General features: G+C 71.8%; 15 protein-coding genes. 6 read left to right on the top strand and 9 right to left on the bottom strand.

All coding sequences use genetic code 11. The features are described from left to right. On the top strand, nucleotides 1-306 hold a 306-nt coding region (locus tag GUY61_RS05620), incomplete at its 5' end, for an FMN-binding protein (protein WP_208105602.1). 284 nt (nucleotides 307-590) lie between these two features. Here GUY61_RS05620 and GUY61_RS05615 read toward each other — a convergent pair. Both GUY61_RS05615 and GUY61_RS05610 read right to left on the bottom strand, forming a co-directional pair. Beyond that, nucleotides 591-929: a P-II family nitrogen regulator gene (locus GUY61_RS05615; RefSeq protein ID WP_166628928.1), complete on the bottom strand. Its 339-nt coding sequence runs from the start codon at nucleotides 927-929 to the stop codon at nucleotides 591-593. Then, the gene (locus GUY61_RS05610; protein ID WP_166628927.1) at nucleotides 926-2,248 is read right to left on the bottom strand and encodes an ammonium transporter; all 1,323 of its coding nucleotides are present in this window, start codon (nucleotides 2,246-2,248) and stop codon (nucleotides 926-928) included. The genes GUY61_RS05615 and GUY61_RS05610 overlap by 4 nt, the downstream gene beginning before the upstream one ends. A gap of 453 nt (nucleotides 2,249-2,701) precedes the next feature. Here GUY61_RS05610 and GUY61_RS41790 point away from each other — a divergent pair, with 453 nt between their 5' ends. Both GUY61_RS41790 and GUY61_RS05600 read left to right on the top strand, forming a co-directional pair. Further along, on the top strand, nucleotides 2,702-3,385 hold the full coding sequence (locus GUY61_RS41790; RefSeq protein WP_398954366.1) for a GNAT family N-acetyltransferase: 684 nt from the start codon (nucleotides 2,702-2,704) through the stop codon (nucleotides 3,383-3,385). 116 nt (nucleotides 3,386-3,501) lie between these two features. Next, entirely contained in the window at nucleotides 3,502-5,544 is a 2,043-nt protein-coding gene (locus GUY61_RS05600; protein WP_208105601.1) for a S9 family peptidase, read from the top strand. A 174-nt stretch (nucleotides 5,545-5,718) separates the two neighbouring features. On the opposite strand, the gene GUY61_RS05595 is transcribed toward GUY61_RS05600, so the two are convergent. From GUY61_RS05595 to GUY61_RS05575, 5 genes are all read right to left on the bottom strand, one after another. Continuing rightward, nucleotides 5,719-6,093, bottom strand: a complete 375-nt coding sequence (locus tag GUY61_RS05595; protein ID WP_166628924.1) for a hypothetical protein — start codon at nucleotides 6,091-6,093, stop codon at nucleotides 5,719-5,721. Nucleotides 6,094-6,281: 188 nt separating this feature from the next. Continuing rightward, nucleotides 6,282-6,653 (bottom strand): hypothetical protein, encoded by a 372-nt coding sequence (locus tag GUY61_RS05590; RefSeq protein WP_166628923.1) that lies wholly within the window; start codon nucleotides 6,651-6,653, stop codon nucleotides 6,282-6,284. Between the two features lie 521 nt (nucleotides 6,654-7,174). Next, entirely contained in the window at nucleotides 7,175-8,266 is a 1,092-nt protein-coding gene (locus tag GUY61_RS05585) for a CU044_5270 family protein (RefSeq protein WP_166628922.1), read from the bottom strand. Next, nucleotides 8,263-8,970, bottom strand: a complete 708-nt coding sequence (locus tag GUY61_RS05580; RefSeq protein WP_313896530.1) for an RNA polymerase sigma factor — start codon at nucleotides 8,968-8,970, stop codon at nucleotides 8,263-8,265. The genes GUY61_RS05585 and GUY61_RS05580 overlap by 4 nt, the downstream gene beginning before the upstream one ends. Before the next feature lie 242 nt (nucleotides 8,971-9,212). Further along, complete coding sequence (locus GUY61_RS05575) at nucleotides 9,213-10,694, bottom strand: FG-GAP and VCBS repeat-containing protein (protein ID WP_166628921.1); 1,482 nt, start codon at nucleotides 10,692-10,694, stop codon at nucleotides 9,213-9,215. 353 nt (nucleotides 10,695-11,047) lie between these two features. Here GUY61_RS05575 and GUY61_RS05570 point away from each other — a divergent pair, with 353 nt between their 5' ends. Then, on the top strand, nucleotides 11,048-12,508 hold the full coding sequence (locus tag GUY61_RS05570) for an FG-GAP-like repeat-containing protein (protein ID WP_166628920.1): 1,461 nt from the start codon (nucleotides 11,048-11,050) through the stop codon (nucleotides 12,506-12,508). Nucleotides 12,509-12,940: 432 nt separating this feature from the next. Here the strand turns inward: GUY61_RS05570 and GUY61_RS41785 are convergent, their stop codons facing one another. Beyond that, entirely contained in the window at nucleotides 12,941-13,141 is a 201-nt protein-coding gene (locus tag GUY61_RS41785; RefSeq protein WP_398954358.1) for a hypothetical protein, read from the bottom strand. A 233-nt stretch (nucleotides 13,142-13,374) separates the two neighbouring features. Beyond that, nucleotides 13,375-13,977: a VanZ family protein gene (locus GUY61_RS05555; protein ID WP_166628919.1), complete on the bottom strand. Its 603-nt coding sequence runs from the start codon at nucleotides 13,975-13,977 to the stop codon at nucleotides 13,375-13,377. 166 nt (nucleotides 13,978-14,143) lie between these two features. Between GUY61_RS05555 and GUY61_RS05550 the strand changes: the two genes are divergently transcribed. Together GUY61_RS05550 and GUY61_RS05545 are read left to right on the top strand one after the other, a co-directional pair. Continuing rightward, nucleotides 14,144-15,355, top strand: coding sequence for a sensor histidine kinase (locus tag GUY61_RS05550; RefSeq protein WP_166628918.1), 1,212 nt, complete (start codon nucleotides 14,144-14,146; stop codon nucleotides 15,353-15,355). Further along, on the top strand, nucleotides 15,352-16,017 hold the full coding sequence (locus tag GUY61_RS05545) for a response regulator transcription factor (RefSeq protein ID WP_166628917.1): 666 nt from the start codon (nucleotides 15,352-15,354) through the stop codon (nucleotides 16,015-16,017). Before GUY61_RS05550 ends, GUY61_RS05545 begins: the two co-directional genes overlap by 4 nt. Nucleotides 16,018-16,131: the final 114 nt, after the last annotated feature.

The following is a 16,131-nucleotide window of genomic DNA, read 5'->3' as shown; positions in this document are numbered from 1 at the left end:
GCCCCGAGGACCACGTCGGCGGCGCCCACCACCCGCACCGTCACCGGCGCGACTGCCCAGACGAAGTACGGCCCGGTCCAGGTCCGGATCACCGTCACCGGCGGCAGGATCACCGGTGCAACCGCCGTTCAGTCCCCCTCCTCCTCGCCGAGGAGCAGTGAGATCTCCTCCACCGCCGTCCCCGAGCTCAACCAGGAGACACTCGCCGCGCAGAGCGCCGACATCGACACCGTGTCCGGCGCCACGTACACCAGCGCCGGCTACCGGCAGTCGCTCCAGAGCGCCCTCGACCAGGCCGGCCTCTGACCCTCCCGCACCCCGGTCCTCGTCCGAGGCCCCGTACCGGGCGTGGGCGGGGCGTCGACGAGACGCCGACCGGGACCGGGCGCCGGCCGAACCGCGGCCGAACCGCGGCCGGGGAGTGGCGACGGGGGGCGCGCATGGGAGTGCTCTTCGGAACCGGGAGCGGGCCGGCGTGTGGTGGGCCGCCGTCCCGAGGCGCTTCGACGGAGCGGAGAAACGGCAAGGCTCCAGGTCGGTGACCTGGAGCCTTGCCGTGAAGTGGGCGAGCGCGGTGCGGGGACGCCGCGTTACAGCGCGTCCGGGCCCCTCTCGCCCGTGCGGACCCGCACCACCGTGTCCACGGGCACCGCCCACACCTTGCCGTCGCCGATCTTGCCGGTCCGGGCGGCGCGCACCACCGCGTCGACGACTGCCTCCGCGTCCGCGTCGGCGACGACGACCTCTATGCGGACCTTGGGCACCAGGTCGACCCGGTACTCCGCCCCCCGGTACACCTCGGTGTGCCCGTGCTGGCGCCCGTATCCGCTGGCCTCGGTGACGGTCAGCCCGTGCACACCGAGTTCCTGCAGCGCCGTCTTCACCTCGTCAAGGCGGTACGGCTTGACGATCGCGGTGATGAGCTTCATGTGACGCGGCTCCTGTCCTTCGAGAGAGGCGTTGAGAGGGCCGGGGTCTGCGGCGCCGCATGACCCAGCACGCCGTGATCGTAGGCACTCTCCGCGTGCACAGTCTGGTCCAGGCCGGTGAGCTCCTCCTCCGCGGAGGCCCGCAGGCCCATCAGCCGGTCGATCGCCTTGGCGATCCCGTACGTCACGAGGAAGGTGTACGCCGCCACGGCGACCACGGCGACGGCCTGCCGGGCGAGCTGGCCGGGCCCGCCGCCGTAGAGGAGTCCCTCCTTCCCGCCGGTCATCGCCTTCGTCGCGAACAGGCCGATCAGCAGCGTCCCGATGATGCCCCCGGCGAAGTGGACGCCGACCACGTCCAGCGAGTCGTCGTAGCCGAAGCGGAACTTCCACGCGACCGCGTACGAGCAGACGACGCCGGCCGCGAGTCCGACCACGGCCGCGCCCGGGATGCCGACGGTGCCGCACGCGGGCGTGATCGCCACCAGGCCGGCGACCGCGCCCGACGCCGCACCGAAGGTGGTGGGGTGGCCGTCGCGCCGCTGCTCGACGAAGAGCCAGCCGAGCAGCCCGGTGCATCCGGCGACGAGGGTGTTGAGGAGCGAGGCCGCCGCCAGGCCGTTGGCGCCGAGCGCGGAGCCGCCGTTGAAGCCCAGCCAGCCGAACCACAGCAGGCCGGCGCCGAGCATCACCATCGGGAGGTTGTGCGGGCGCATCGCGTCCCTCTTGAAGCCGATGCGCGGACCCACCACGAGGGCGAGGGCCAGGCCGGACGCCCCGGAGGCGATCTCCACCACCAGGCCGCCGGCGAAGTCGAGGGCGCCGAGTGAGTGGGCGATCCAGCCGCCGGGCCCCCACACCCAGTGGGCCACGGGAACGTATACGAACATGGTCCACACCGGCACGAAGACCAGCCATGCGGCGAACTTCGTACGATCGGCGACGGCGCCGCTGATCAGGGCCGCGGTGATGATCGCGAAGGTGAGCTGGAAAGTGGTGAACAGCAGGGTCGGGACGCTGCCGGTGAGCGTGCCGGGGCCGATGCCCGCCATGCCCAGGTGATCCGGGCCGCCGACCAGGCCGGCGAACACGTCGTCGCCGAAGGCCAGGGAATAGCCGGCGACGAGCCAGACGACGGTGACCAGCGCGATCGAGACGAAGCTCATCATCAGCATGTTGAGGACGCTCTTCGTACGGACCATGCCCCCGTAGAACAGGGCGAGTCCGGGGGTCATCAGCAGGACCAGCGCGGTGGCGGCGAGCAGCCAGGCGGTATCGCCTGTGTCGAGGCCTGCCGCGGCCAGGGTCTCGGGGGTCAAGAGGAAGTCCCTCCTCGGGGCGCCATGCGGTGCGGGCGTCTGCGAGGCTGACGGGCGTACGTTTCGTAACGGGCACCCGGGTGTTTCCTGGGTGTTTCGTTGCGTTGGGGTTACCGAGATCTCACTGCCCGGCGGCGACTGGAGGAGAGCGCGATGAGACTTGCCTGGCTCGCGTGACTGATCCGCCACAGCGGCGAATTCGGCTACGGCCAAAGCCCGTTGCGTGGAGCGGTCGGCTGCGCCGCCGCAGAGGGGCCGCCCTCACCGTCGCGGGCCGCACCTGCGCCGTCGGCGTCGGCTGGCCGGCCGCCCACTGACCGGCTCCGGCGTCCCACGACGGGGTACGGGGCCGTGACGGCGCGCGGCTCCGCCGCGTGGGCGCGACCAGCCACCACGGACCGCGGGTGAAGCGAACGCGCCGGACTCCGGGCGGAGCGTCTAGTGTGCCGGTTCATGCCCACCGACTCCGGGCCACCGGGCCCCGACCGAGCGGCGAAGGGGACCCTGCGTCCCGCACTGCCGTCGGACCTGCCGTTCATTCTCCGGTGCGAACGCGCCTACATGCGCTCCACCGAGCCTGCCCACGAGGCGGCATGGACGGAAGCGATCGACCGAAACCTGGAACTGTGGGTGTCCTGTCTGGACCGGACCCTCATCCTCGAAGCCGAAGCCGAAGCCGAAGCCGAAGCCGAAGCCGAAGCCGAAGCCGAAGCCGAACCCGGAGCCGGAGCCGGAGCCGGAGCCGGAGCCGGAGCCGGAGCCGGAGCCGGAGCCGGAGCCGGATCCGGAGCCGGAGCCGGAGCCCGGCCCCTGGCCCAAGGCCGAGGACCCCGACCCCGACCCGGAGCCGTGCCGGGCGGCTCGGTGATGTGGATGCCCACGGGTGACACGGCAACGCTGGTCGGCATACACGTAGTGCCGGAGCTGCGGCGCCGTGGGTTCGGCCGCCGCCTCCTCGACGCCTTCGCGCAACAGGCCCGTGCCGCCGGCCACAAGGCCCTCGCCCTCGGCGTCCACCGTGACAACCCGGCACTTCGCCTCTACGAGGGCGCGGGTTACCGCCGTACGGGCAGGGACGGCGACTACATCCTGCTCTCCCGTCCCGCACACGCCGCGCCGGCCCGGCAAGAGCGCTGACGACCGGCCCGCGGGTCGGCGAGGCATCGGCGTCGGCGTCGGCATCAGGCCGATTCCGGTCGGCGGCTGCCGGGACTCACTGGTGCGGTTTCCAGGTCAGGGCCAGGATGAGCCCCATGCCCGAGTCGACTGCCTTCCACGACCTGGCGGCGTTCGTCGCGCTGCCCCGGATCTCCTCGCTGGCCCTCTCCCCCGACGGAAACCGCCTTGTGACGGTGGTTCAGGAACTGTCCACCGACCGCACCAGGTTCATCGGCGCCCTGTGGGAGGTGGACCCGTCCGGCGAACGTCCGGCCCGGCGGCTCACCCGCTCCGGCCGCGGTGAGTCCGCCCCCCGGTTCCTGCACGACGGCACCCTCCTCTTCCTCTCCTCCCGGCCGGTCGCCGACCCCGGTGAGGGCGAGGAGGACAAGCGGGAAGCGGCGCTGTGGAGCCTGCCGGCGGGTGGCGGCGAGGCGTCGCAGATGCTGGCGAGGCCCGGCGGGATCGACGAGTACGCGACCGCCGCCGGGTCGCCCCGGATCGCGCTGGCGGCCTCGCTGCTGCCCGGCGCGGCCGACGCGGAACAGGACGCCGGGCTGCGCGAGGCCCGCCGGAAGGCCAAGGTCTCGGCCATACTCCACGAGTCCGCGCCGGTGCGGTTCTGGGACCACGACCTCGGTCCCGGCATCCCGCGGGTGTTCAGCGTCCCGGACGCCGCCGCCGGGCAGCCCGCCCCCGCCGCGGTGGACTGCGGAACGCGCCGGATCTCCGCCTACGAGGGGATCGCGGTCTCTCCCGACGGCTCGCTGGTCGCCTACGGAGCAGCCGCGGGCACTCTCCCCGACGAGATCCGCGCCGCGATCGTGGTGGCGGACGCCGCCACGGGCAAGCAACTGCGGGTGCTGGAGTCGCCCGACGCCTGGTTCGCCGCTCCCGCCTTCACCCCCGACGGCCGGCATCTGGTCTGCACCCGCGAGCGCCGGACCGGCTGGGACGACCCCGGTGACGTCACGCTGTGGCTGGCGGACGCAACCGACGACCAGGACCCCGGGCGGGATCTGCTGCCCGGATTCGACCAGTGGCCGGGCGCGCCGGTGGTCTCCCCCGTGCCGGGCGAGGACGGCACGCCGGTGGTCTACTTCACCGCCGACGTGGCCGGGCACGCGCCCGTCTTCCGGCTTTCCACCGGCAGTGGTGAGCTGGTCAGGATCACCGCGTCCGGCGCGTACACCGACGTGGTCGTGAGCCCGGACGGCGGCACCCTGTACGCGCTGCGCTCGGCCGTGGACAGCCCGCCCACGCCCGTACGCCTGGACGCCGCGCCGCCCGGCCGGCACCCGGTGCCGCTGCCGTGCCCGGGCCAGGTCGGAGCATTGCCCGGAACCGTCACCGAGGTGCACGCCACCGCCGAGGACGGGACGGCGCTGCGCGCCTGGCTGGTGCTGCCGCGCGAGGCACGCGCCGAGACCCCGGCACCACTGCTGCTGTGGGTGCACGGCGGCCCGCAGACCAGCTGGAACGCCTGGCACTGGCGGTGGAACCCCTGGGTGGCCGCGGCCGCCGGCTACGCCGTCCTGCTGCCGGACCCGGCGCTGTCCACCGGCTACGGGCAGCGGATGCACGAGCGCGGCTGGGCCCACTGGGGCGGAGCACCGTACGAGGACGTGATGGCGCTGACCGACGCCGCGCTCCTGCGGCAGGACCTCGACGGCGAGCGTACGGCGATGATGGGCGGCTCGTACGGCGGATACATGGCCAACTGGATCGCCACCCGGACCGACCGCTTCAAGGCGATCGTCACTCACGCGAGTCTGTGGAACCTGTACAGCTTCGCGGGGGTGACGGACGTACCGGCCTTCTGGATGCGGCGCCAGGGCGACCCGCTGGTACGCACGGAGCGGTACGAGCGCGAGTCCCCGCACCTGAGGGCCGCGAAGATCACCACACCCATGCTGGTGATACACGGCGACAAGGACTACCGCGTACCGATCGGTGAAGCCCTGGCGCTGTGGAACGACCTGACGCGGTTCGAGGTGCCCGCGAAGTTCCTCTACTTCCCGGACGAGGGGCACTGGATCCTCAAGCCGAACAACGTCCGCCTGTGGTACGCCACGGTGCTGGGCTTCCTGGCACACCACGTGCTGGGCGAGCAGTGGCACCGCCCGGAGCTGGTCTGACGCCCCTGCCCTCCCGCCAGGTCCCGCCGGCACCGGATCCCGCCGGCACCGGGCCCTGGCGGCACCGGGACCCGTCGGCACCGGGCCCTGGTGGCACGGGGCCTGGCGGCGGTCCGGCCCTCGCGGCGGTCCGGTCCCGGCGCGCTCCCGGACCGCCCGCAGCCGTGAGCAGGGCTACTTCGGGCGTTGCGCGGTCGAGGCGGTCCTGCCCCGGCCGCCGGACTCGGACCCGGAGCTCGCGTGCTGATTCAGGACCTTCATCATTTCCGCGGCCAGGGCCTCTGCCAGCGCGGGTGCGAGGGATTCCGCCAGAGCCGTTGCGAGAGCCTTCGCGAACAGGACCCTCTCCAGCTCCGACGTCTTGGAGGGCGCCGGATTCGACAGCGAGGCCACAGCCGTTTCGACCAGAGCGGCCGTCAGCGGGTCCTTGCTGAACTTCAGGCCCGTGCTTTGGGAAAGGCCTGCCTCCCGCACCATTTCCTCGAATACTTCATCGATGAAGGATTCCACCGGATCCCGCTCCGCTTCATCGCCTGACTCAGCTGCCATTGTGCTTTCCTCAAGTCTTTGGTCTTCGGTCCGGGATCCCGTCCCCCGCCGCCGGTAAAGCGTCGGGGGACGGGATCCCGAGCAGATGGAAGATGTGCCTCGCGAGCTCAACGAGGCGATCGCTCAGCGGAGACCTGACGCGGTCCGGGCGGCGACGATACGAGGACGCCCGGACCCGTCGCTCACTTTCAGCGGCGCATCAGGGCGGCGAGCAGGAGCGGGTTTTCGATGAGGCTTTCTCCGCCGCGCTCTTCCCGGCGGCGCATGAGGGCCGCGAGGAGGAGCGGGTGCTGGATCATGCCTTCTCCGCCGCGCTCCTCGCGGCGGCGCATCAGGGCGGCGAGCAGCAGCGGGTGCTGGATGAGGCTTTCGCCGCCACCCTCCTCACGACGGCGCGCCAGGGCGGCGAGCAGCAGCGGGTGCTCGATCATGCTTTCACCGCCGCTCTCCTCACGACGGGAGAGCAGCGCGGCGAGCAGGAGCGGCCCTATGCCGGCCTCCGTCTCCTCCTCGGTTCCGGGGCGCTGTTCGCGGGTGGGGGTTTCCGACGTTGCCGTCATGTTCTCCTCTTTCGGCGTGCGACTCAGCGGAATGCGCCGCCTGCTCCCGCAGGCCTCATCCCGCTCTTACCGGTCATCGTCATGTCGTGGCGCAGGTACCGCATCTCGACCATGACTTGGCGCAGAGCGCGCACGGGAAAAGGAAAGGAGACGGAGCGAGGATTCTCCGTCCCTGATTCCCCTGACGGCGGGACCCGGGTCCGCTGCCGTATTCCAGGACTGCTCACGGGTGCGGTCCTGGACCGGCACGTCGAAGGAAATGCCGCGCCGGGGGAAGCGGCGAACGCCGCATTGCCGCTCGGCCGATCTTCCCGACGGGGGAAAGGATTACTGCGAACGGGTGTACCGCACCGCGCGGGCGGCGCGGGCGGACCGTCCGTCCGCCCCCGGCCCCGGCCTTGTCCTCGCCGGGCACATGGGTCGGCGGGTCGGCGGGCCCCGCTGCGGCGTACGCGGGCCCGGCGCTCCCGTCGGGGGCGCCGGGCCCGCGTCAGGGCCGCCGCACTGCCGGGCGCGGGTGGTCAGCCGGCCTGCGAGGAGTCGTGCTTGATGTCGTCGACGATGGCCCGCTTGAGGACGGCGCTGGTGAAGGCCACGGTCCCGGGCTTGATCAGGTTGTCCTCGCCCTTCACGTTGTTCACCTGGACGACGCGCTTGCCGAGGAAGACACGGGTCTTCTTGTCGAAGATCCATTCCTCGCGCTGGCCGCTGGTCTCGTCCAGCCGTGCGACCGCCACCCCGTGCCGGCCGACGGCGTCCACGGCGTCCTTGACGACGACGACTCCGGGAATCTTCGCCGCCGTCTTGAACAGTGCCGAAGACAGTTCGGCCGGCGGGTAGCTCTCGCCGAGCAGGTCGCCGATGGTCGTGAATGCCTGCTGGTCAGGGCCGTTTCCCATGCCCTCCGTCTCCTTGTAGATCTTGCGCAGGAGAACGTCCGGGTCGGTGGGCAGTGTGGTCAGGTAGTTGTACGACGGGCCGTTGAGGCTCGCCTCGAAGGGATTGCCCTGCTCGTCGGGCAGGCTCAGCGTCTCCCCTTCGGGGCTGTCGTTCACCGTGGGGTCGATGAGCCAGCCCTTGGTGCCGTCGGGGGAGTGCCACACCTGGCGCTTGTGCAGTTTCTCGCTGACCACGGTGGACTTGTCACCGTCGGTCCTGATGTGTGTGTCGGCCGTCATGGACTCGACGTAGACGTACTGCCCCGGCTTGACGGCGGGGTGGTCCTCCCCGGCGGACGCCAGCGCGATCTGGTCGAGGAGCTGGGGCACGCCCTTGCTGGTGGCGGTACCGATCTGCGTGGTCAGCACCGGCCCCGTGGCCAGGCCGGAACCCGGGTCGGCCGGTCCACCGGTCATCGTCACTCCCGCGACGACGGCTCCGGCCAGTGCGCAGGCCATGGCCGGCAGGGTGATGGCCGGACGCGGCAGCCTGAACCGGGTGCTCCTGGCGGTGCCGGTGTGCGTACCTGCCGCGCGGTCCTGGTGAATCCGGGACATGAGGTTCTCCTTGTGGAACTGATGCCGGTCCGCGGGCAAGGGACGCACGGGCACAGGCAGTAGAGGCGCGCTCTCCTCCCAATCGGCGGGGCCGGAGCGACGCGGGGTGGTGTTCATGCGTTTCCTTTCTGTGCGGGCCGGACCGGATTGGCGTTGTGCGGTATTACCTGTCGGCCGCGCGGCCGGAGTTCCCGTCTGCCACCGTCGTCCTCGCCGCCGTTCGTGCCGCCGCCGTTCCTGCTCCCGCCCTCCTTGACACCGCCGTCCCTGAAACCGGCCAGCTCCGTCGTGGCCAGGCGCCGCAGCTTCACCCGGGCCCGGGACATCCTGGAGCGCACCGTGCCGATGGGGATGCCGAGGACCCGAGCGGCCTGGCTGTACTCGAGGCCTTCGAACAGGCACAGGGTCAGTACCTCGCGCTCGGCCCTGCGCATGGAGGACAGAGCGGTCAGGACCGCTGCCATGCGCCGCTGGTCGTCGAGGCGGCCGGCCACGTCGTCGGCGTGATCGGGCGCCGTCGTCGGGGCCTGTGCCGCGGCGGCGGCCGCGGCCTTGTAGCGGCGGTTGCTGCGGTACTGATTGCGCGCCACATTGGTGGCGATGCCCAGCAGCCAGGGGCGCAGGGAGCCGCCTTCGGCGTCAACCTTGCCGTGCAGCCGCCAGGCCTCCATGAAGGTCGTCGCCATGACGTCCTCGGCCGCCGACCAGTCCGCCGTCAGCCGGAAAGCATGGTTGTAAACCGCGGTGGCGTACGTCTCGTAAAGCTCGGCGAACGCGCTCGGCTCCCCGGCCCGCACCCGGGTTCGTATATCGATGCTCACCCCAGTGAGCTGTCCGGCCGGCATCCGCGGGTTCCCGTGATCCGCGTCACAGCTCCGTGTCTTTCCTGTCGGCGGTGTCCACTCGGCCCTGGGCGCGTGCCCGCGTCTGCGGGCGCGCTGCCGGAGCGTCCGGCCACACGGGGGCCACAGCCGGCAGGCGTCGGCCGGGCACCGCCGGCGGAGCCCGGTCCGGCACGTCGGCGACGCCGGGGGCTACGCGGCCGGGTCCGACGGGGGCAGGCTCAGTTGCCGAGGTGCCGGCCGTAGCGCAGGGCGCTGGCGGGGGAGGGCAGGCCCAGCTTGCCCGGGGTGAGCGCCACGGAGCCGGTGCCGGTGGTGCCGGTGGTGCTGCCCGGCAGCGACCAGACCCCGCCGGAGTCCGCGTTCTCACCGGGCGCGGCGGCGAGCAGTTCGGCGCGGCCGTCACGGGTAAGGTCCGACAACTGCAGCTGCGCGCCGAAGGCGTCACCGGTCTCGCACGCACCGGGGACCGACGGGGAGCCCTGGTGGAAGACGCGGGCACGCTGGGTGTCCGGGCCCTGCGGGGTCCCGTACAGGACGGTGACGGCCCCGGCGTCGGCGCCGCCGCCGTCGCTGCCCAGGTCCTCGCCGGGAGCGCCGACGGCCAGGTCGGGGCGGCGGTCGCCGTCCGCGTCGCCGATGGCGAGCGCGCCGCCGAACTCGTCGCCCAGCTCGGACGCGCCGGGCACGCCGGCGGTCGACTGGTGCACATCGACGGGCGCGCGGGTGCCCGCGGGGCCGGCCGGGCTCCCGTACATGATGCGGACGGTCCCGCCCGGGTCCTTCGCGACCGGGTATCTGCCCTGCCATTCCTCGTCCCACGGGTCGGCCACGTCGAAGGCGCCGCCGGCGACGAGGTCGTCGTAGCCGTCCGCGTCGAGGTCGCCGGCGGCGAACTGCCTGCCGCCCGCCTCCTGGTACCAACTGTCCGTCTCCACCAGGCCGCTCGGCGTCCCGCGCATCATGACGATCCGGGCGCCGACCTCGTACGGGCTGCTGCTGTAGACCAGGTCGTCGTAGCCGTCACCGTCGAAGTCGCCGGTGGCCATGTCCCAGAGGTGGGTGAAGTGCGGGACGATCTCGACCCGGGCGAGCTTGGCGGGGGCGGCGCCGGGGGCGAAGGGGCCGGGAGCGACGGAGATCTTGTCGGCCTCGTCGCCGTTGTCGGCGGTGACGATGTCCAGCCTGCCGTCGCCGTTGACGTCGGCCAGGGAGACACCGAGTCCGCCGGCCTCCTCCGTGGTGGAGGACGTGACACTGGTGGACCGGGTGAAGGGGACGGCCGAGCCTGACCCCCACAGGATGACGACCCGGCCGGGCGCGAAGTCGCCTGCCCGGTCCTCGCCCGGGACGCCGACCACCAGGTCGGCGTAGCCGTCCTCGTTCAGATCCGCGGAGACGGGCTCGGTACCGAAGGCGTCACCCTTCTCGTCGGTGCCGGACACGCCGGAACTCGCCTGGCTGATCCGGAACTTCTCGGCCGTGGCAGGGCCGTCGGCGGAGCCGGGAACAACGCTGACATAGCCGCCGGTACCGCCGCCCGGCACACCGACGGCGAGGTCCCGGTGGCCGTCGCCGTCGAAGTCGTACGGGACGGCGGGGACGCGGGCGGAAGCCGCGCCCGCGACCGGGGAGGCGAGCAGGCTCGTGGCGGCGGTGGCCGTGGCCGTGGCCAGCGCGAGAGCGAGTGCGCGTCTGCGCAAGGGTTCCTCCTTGGTGTGCGGGGTGCCGGCCGCCATGCGTTCACCGGGAGTCGGCGCGGTGTCCGGACGGTGGTGGCGTAAGGGTCGACCCCTGAACACCCCGCGAGGTTGTACGACTCACACGGCGAGGCGGACGGCGGTCCGTACGGCCCGTGGGGCGATTCTTCCGTCCCACGGCCTCGACTCGTTCACCGATCGTGAAGACTCCCTGAAGCCCGGTACAACCCCTGATGTCCTGCGAGTGTCGTACGGGCTGGAACCAATGGTCTCACTCGCGGCCTCTCACCCCCGCCTGCCCGTGAACCTCGGCCCTCTCCGCAGGGCCGTCCTCACGGCCTTGAGCCGGAAGGCATATGAACATCAGACGCCCCCTCCGCATCACCCTGGCCACCGCGACCGCGGCAGCACTCGCAGGCGGCCTCTTCACTTTGGCGGCCGCCCCGGCTACCGCGGTCACAGCCGAGTACGCGGACGACTTCAACGGCGACGGGTACAGGGACCTCGTCACGTCCGCCGAAGCTGCCACCGTGGGCGGCGTGAAGTACGCCGGATCCGTGGTCGTCAACTACGGCTCGCCGTCCGGGATCAGCGCGTCCAACCGCAAGGTGATCACCCAGGACTCGCACGGGATCCCCGGCACCGCCGAGTACAAAGACCTTTTCGGCAGTGCTCTCGCCTCCGGTGATCTCAACAACGACGGCTACGCCGATCTCGTTGTCGGGGCCCCGGGAGAAGACGTCGGGGACGACGCCAACGGCGGAACCGCCGTCGTGATCTGGGGAAGTGCCTCGGGTCTCTCCGGCGCCCGGACCATCGGCGACCCCAACCGGTCCGGGCACGACTGGTTCGGACAGTCGCTGGCCGTAGGCGACTTCAGCGGCGACGGCAAGGCCGACCTCGCCGTGGGCAGCTCGGGCAAGGACATCTGGGTCCACAAGGGCGGTTTCACCAAGTCGTCCGGTGCCGCCTCCCGGTACAAGCTCACCACACCCCTGCAGAGCGGTACCGGCCACGGCGCCGACTCGCTCCTCTCGGGTGACGTGAACGGCGACGGCTCCGACGACGTGATCGCGAACGGCACGTACTACCCGGACTCGTCGCACATGTACGACGCCACCCTCGTGTACCTGGGCTCCGCCTCGGGTCTGGCCTTCCAGGACGTGCTCGAAAGCCACAAGCGGGCAGCCGTCGGCGACATCAACGGGGACGGCTGCGACGACGTGGTCACCAGTGGCTGGTGGGGCGGCACCGAGGGGGGCGACCCCGATGACCTGGGTGGCTCCATCACCACCTATTTCGGCGGCAGCGCGGGCATCCGCAGCGACGCGGTGCAGAGCATCGACCAGGACACCCCGGGGGTCCCCGGAGCCGACGAGACGAGCGACTACTTCGGCTACGCCGTCTCCCTCGGCGACATCGACGGAGACGGGTTCGCCGACGCGGCCGTGTCCGCGGACTACGAGAGCATCGGTTCAGCCACCCTCACCGGCAGCGTCACGGTGTTCCGCGGCACGTCCGCCGGGCTGTCCGTCTCCGACGCCGAGGTGTTCCACCAGGACACTGCCGGGGTCCCCGGTGCCAACGAGGACAACGACCATTTCGGTTCGTCCGTACGGCTCTCCGACCTCAACGGGGACCACTACGCGGACCTGTCCGTCGGGGGCGATGGGGAGAACGGCGGCGACGGCGCCCTGTGGAGTCTGCGCGGCTCGTCATCGGGCGTGATCACCAGGAGCGCCGTCGGCTTCGGAGCCTCTTCCGCAGGCCTTTCGACCTCCGGCTACCCGCAGTTCGGCGGCGGAATGCTCCGCTGACCCGGATGCGGGTCGCGCCTTCCGCACCCGTCCGCACCGTATGAGCGTGGCGAGCCCGGCACAGTGGCTGACACCACCGTGCCGGGCTTCTCGCGTTCCATTGCCCGACGCGGCGCTGCTCGAGCCGGTATCGCAATGCCGGTGCCCGGTGAACCACCGAGGCGGGCCTGCCCGCCTTCACCAGGCGCTCGGACTTCCTCTTGATCCGTGCCCAACGCTCATCGCGGTCTCCGTCTCCCGGCACCCGGACGTCGGTACGAAGTCGGTCCTTCGCTGCTTTCGGCTCAGGAACCCCGAGAATGGAGAGCCGGGGGGCCGACGCCGTCGGGATCGAGGCGTCACGCACCGTCGTCCGACAAGCACGGCTGAGTCGGCTCCGTGGGCCGGCCGCTGCTTGCACGCCGTGACTCGTCGTCACCGGCCGGCTGCGGTTCAGTCGCCCGAGTGGCCCCAAAAACAGATCTCGTGAGGCTCGCCCTGGTCCCCGTGCAGAACTGCACGGCCGGCGACCAGTTCGGGCCGGGCCACCTTGACGGCGACAGCCCGGCCGCCTCGAGAGCGGGCCAGGTACACGGTGCCCATGCCGCCCGCCCCGAGCTCCCGCTCCACGGCACAGGGCCCTGTCCGCTCCATCACGCTGATGGTTCCAAGACGGCCGGAGGGCGCCGGGACGACTCGGCACGGCGGCGTTCGGTGACGCTGGACGCTGATGCCATGTCCCGACTATTCCGCAGGGCACGGCTCCCGGTGACGGGAATGCCAGGCTGACGTCCCCCGGGCCAGGAGGAGACGTCCACCGCTCGGTTCGGGGCGAGAGAGCGAGGGTCCGTGGGCCGGCCCGCGAACCGGGCCGGCTCCTCGCCCGGTCACCGGGCGGGCGCGCCGACCCGCTCCCGCGGTCCCTCCGCCGCGGAGCCCGGCAGGGCGAAGGCACGCAGCTCCCGCGCCGCCGCCGCGCCGCGGAGCACCGTCCGGATGATCAGGTAACCGAGCGCTCCGCCCAGCGTGTTGGCGATGAAGTCGTTGACGTCCACCGACCGGCCGTTGTTGAACAGGACGTACATGAGGCACTGCGTCACCTCGATCGACGCGCTGACCAGCGCCGCCTGCACGGTGACCCGCTTCAGAGAGGAGCCCTTCCGGGAGACCAGCGGAACCAGCATCCCGAACGGGACCAGCATGACCACGTTGGGCACGAAGCTGAAGTCGACGACGAGCAGGGGAATGGGCTGGACCAGCTCGTACCACGGCACCTGGTTCGCATACCTGCCGTAGCTCACGACGACCGGAAAGACCGTGAGGCTCAGCACACCCGCGAGGTAGAAGGCGGCGGTCAGGCGGGTCACGGCCTGCTTCCCGGCCCACCCGGGCCTCCTCCGTGCCGCGCGTACGGCCAGTACGAGGCAGTACACGGTCAGCAGCGGTCCCAGCACGGTCGCGGAACCGATCTCGAAGTCGATGTCGCCCATGGGCATGCTCCTCGCTGTGACGGACAGGCGCCCCCGTCGTCCGGGCGGCGGTGCCACTCTCGTCCGCCGCGCCGTGACAGCGGATCTCCCCAAAGACAGAACCTTCGCCGCCCACTGCGACTTTCGGCCGATCTCCTCCGGCCCCCTTCGGGCTACGCTCACCGCCATGAGGTCTTGGCGATGGCCCCGGCCGGGCGCCGTGGTGTGGCCCGCGGCGGCGGCGCTGCTGCTCGGCCTCGGACTGTCCGACTACAGCTACGGCATGTTCCACGGCGCCGCGGTCGGCGCACTCAAACACGGATGCGCCCTGCTGGCGGTCGCCGCTCTCCTCGTCTCGTCCCGGCTCGGCCCCAGGGGGCTGCACGCGTCGGCCTGTGCCGCGGTGGTGGCGTCGCTGAGCACCACGGTCGCCGTCCACGTCGTCCACGCCGGCTACGTACTGCCCGCCGGGCCGACGGACACCGCTCCCGCGGACCCGTACGGGCTCGCCGAACCGGCGGCGCTCCTGGGACTGCTGACGCTCGTAGCCCGGCGTGCGGCGCCCGTGTGGGCGGCGGTGACGGCACCGGCGCTGATGGCGTCGATCGTCCTGCGGCCACTGGCCGCCGGGGTGAAGGAGACCAGCGTCGTCGTGGCGTTCTTCTTCACCCTGGCGGCGACGGCGGCGCTGGGCGTCGGCCTGACCGTACGCATGGTCGCGGCGGACAGGCGGCGGCGGGATGCCACCGTACGGCTGGAGCAGCGCGCCGAGTTCGCCAGGGACCTGCACGACTTCGTCGCCCACCACGTGACCGGCATCGTCGTACAGGCACAGGGAGCCCGCACGATCGCGGCCAGGAAGCCTCACCTGGTGCTGCCCGCACTGGAGCGGATCGAGCAGGCGGGGACGGAGGCGCTCAAGTCCATGCGCGCCATGGTCGGGATGCTGCGCGACGACGCGGACCCGGACGGGGAGCGCGCCGTACGCGCGCCGCTCGCGGGCATCGACGAAGTCCGCGCCTTGGTGGAGGGGTTCGCCTCGGTCGGCGGCGGCGGCCGGGCGAGGCTGCGGATGGAGGGCGTGTTCGACGATCTGCCGGTGGAGGTGACGACCACCGTGCACCGGGTGGTGATGGAGGCGCTGACCAACGTACGCAAGCATTCCCGCGACTTCACCGAGGTGGACGTGCGTCTGGTCCGGTCGGGCGACCGGGTCACGGTGGAGGTGGGCGACGACGGACGGTCGCGCCACGCGCTGGGCCGTGCCCTGGGCGGGGGCTTCGGCCTGCGGGGACTGGCAGAACGGGTGAGCGTGATCGGCGGGAGGGTCCAGGCGGGCCCCGAGGCGTCCGGGGGCTGGAGCATCAAGGCGACACTGCCGGTGGGGGATGCCGCATGACGATCCGTGTGCTGATCGCGGACGACCAGGCGATGGTCCGCACCGGTTTCGGGATGATCCTGGCCGCCGAGGACGACTTGGAGGTCGTCGGGGAGGCGGTGGACGGCGTGCAGGCGGTCGAACTGGCCGAACGGTGCAGGCCGGACGTGGTGCTGATGGACATCCGCATGCCCAGGCTGGACGGACTGGAGGCGCTGCGCAGGCTGACCCGCCCCGGATTGGTGAACCCGCCGAAGGTCGTCGTGGTCACGACGTTCGACGACGACGAGTACGTACACCGGGCGCTGCGCGACGGCGCATGCGGCTTCCTCGTCAAGGACTCCGGACCCGCGCTGCTGGTCGAGGCGATCAGAGCGGCGGCCTCCGGGGAGGCTCTGGTCAGCCCGTCCATCACCGTCCGTCTCCTGCGAAGGCTGTCGGACGGCGTCCCCCCGCCCGGGCGCCGTGATGGACGGCACCCCGAGCTGTCGGCGCGCGAGACGGAGGTGGTGCGGCTGGTGGCCACAGGGCTCACCAACGCGGAGATCGCCACCGAGCTGTCCATCTCGGTGGGCACGGTGAAGACACACCTCGGCAACGTGCAGACCAAGCTCTTCGCCCGCAACCGCGTCGAGATCGCCGCATGGGCCTGGCAGTCCGGCCTCGTCGACCAGCGGCGGTGAGCGACCCTCCGTGCGCATCGTGATCGGACGTCCGGCGGCGGGAATCGTTCCGGTCCGAAGCGTGAGGTCTGCGGTCCACTGATCCATCAGCACTCGGATGCCGAGCGGCAGCAG

Source organism: Streptomyces sp. GC420 (genome assembly GCF_009916105.1).
GTDB lineage: Bacteria > Actinomycetota > Actinomycetes > Streptomycetales > Streptomycetaceae > Streptomyces.
Note: the sequence above shows the minus strand (reverse complement) of the source record. Positions and strands in the feature narration are given on the sequence as shown.

What these genes read in the sequence shown, in the direction of transcription:
- GUY61_RS41785 (WP_398954358.1), bottom strand. Translation starts at nt 13,141, where the DNA reads ATGGAGCGGACAGGGCCCTGTGCCGTGGAGCGGGAGCTCGGGGCGGGC.
- GUY61_RS05590 (WP_166628923.1), bottom strand. Translation starts at nt 6,653, where the DNA reads ATGACGGCAACGTCGGAAACCCCCACCCGCGAACAGCGCCCCGGAACC.
- GUY61_RS05615 (WP_166628928.1), bottom strand. Translation starts at nt 929, where the DNA reads ATGAAGCTCATCACCGCGATCGTCAAGCCGTACCGCCTTGACGAGGTG.
- GUY61_RS41790 (WP_398954366.1), top strand. Translation starts at nt 2,702, where the DNA reads ATGCCCACCGACTCCGGGCCACCGGGCCCCGACCGAGCGGCGAAGGGG.
- GUY61_RS05585 (WP_166628922.1), bottom strand. Translation starts at nt 8,266, where the DNA reads ATGAACACCACCCCGCGTCGCTCCGGCCCCGCCGATTGGGAGGAGAGC.
- GUY61_RS05545 (WP_166628917.1), top strand. Translation starts at nt 15,352, where the DNA reads ATGACGATCCGTGTGCTGATCGCGGACGACCAGGCGATGGTCCGCACC.
- GUY61_RS05550 (WP_166628918.1), top strand. Translation starts at nt 14,144, where the DNA reads ATGAGGTCTTGGCGATGGCCCCGGCCGGGCGCCGTGGTGTGGCCCGCG.
- GUY61_RS05600 (WP_208105601.1), top strand. Translation starts at nt 3,502, where the DNA reads ATGCCCGAGTCGACTGCCTTCCACGACCTGGCGGCGTTCGTCGCGCTG.
- GUY61_RS05595 (WP_166628924.1), bottom strand. Translation starts at nt 6,093, where the DNA reads ATGGCAGCTGAGTCAGGCGATGAAGCGGAGCGGGATCCGGTGGAATCC.
- GUY61_RS05570 (WP_166628920.1), top strand. Translation starts at nt 11,048, where the DNA reads ATGAACATCAGACGCCCCCTCCGCATCACCCTGGCCACCGCGACCGCG.
- GUY61_RS05555 (WP_166628919.1), bottom strand. Translation starts at nt 13,977, where the DNA reads ATGGGCGACATCGACTTCGAGATCGGTTCCGCGACCGTGCTGGGACCG.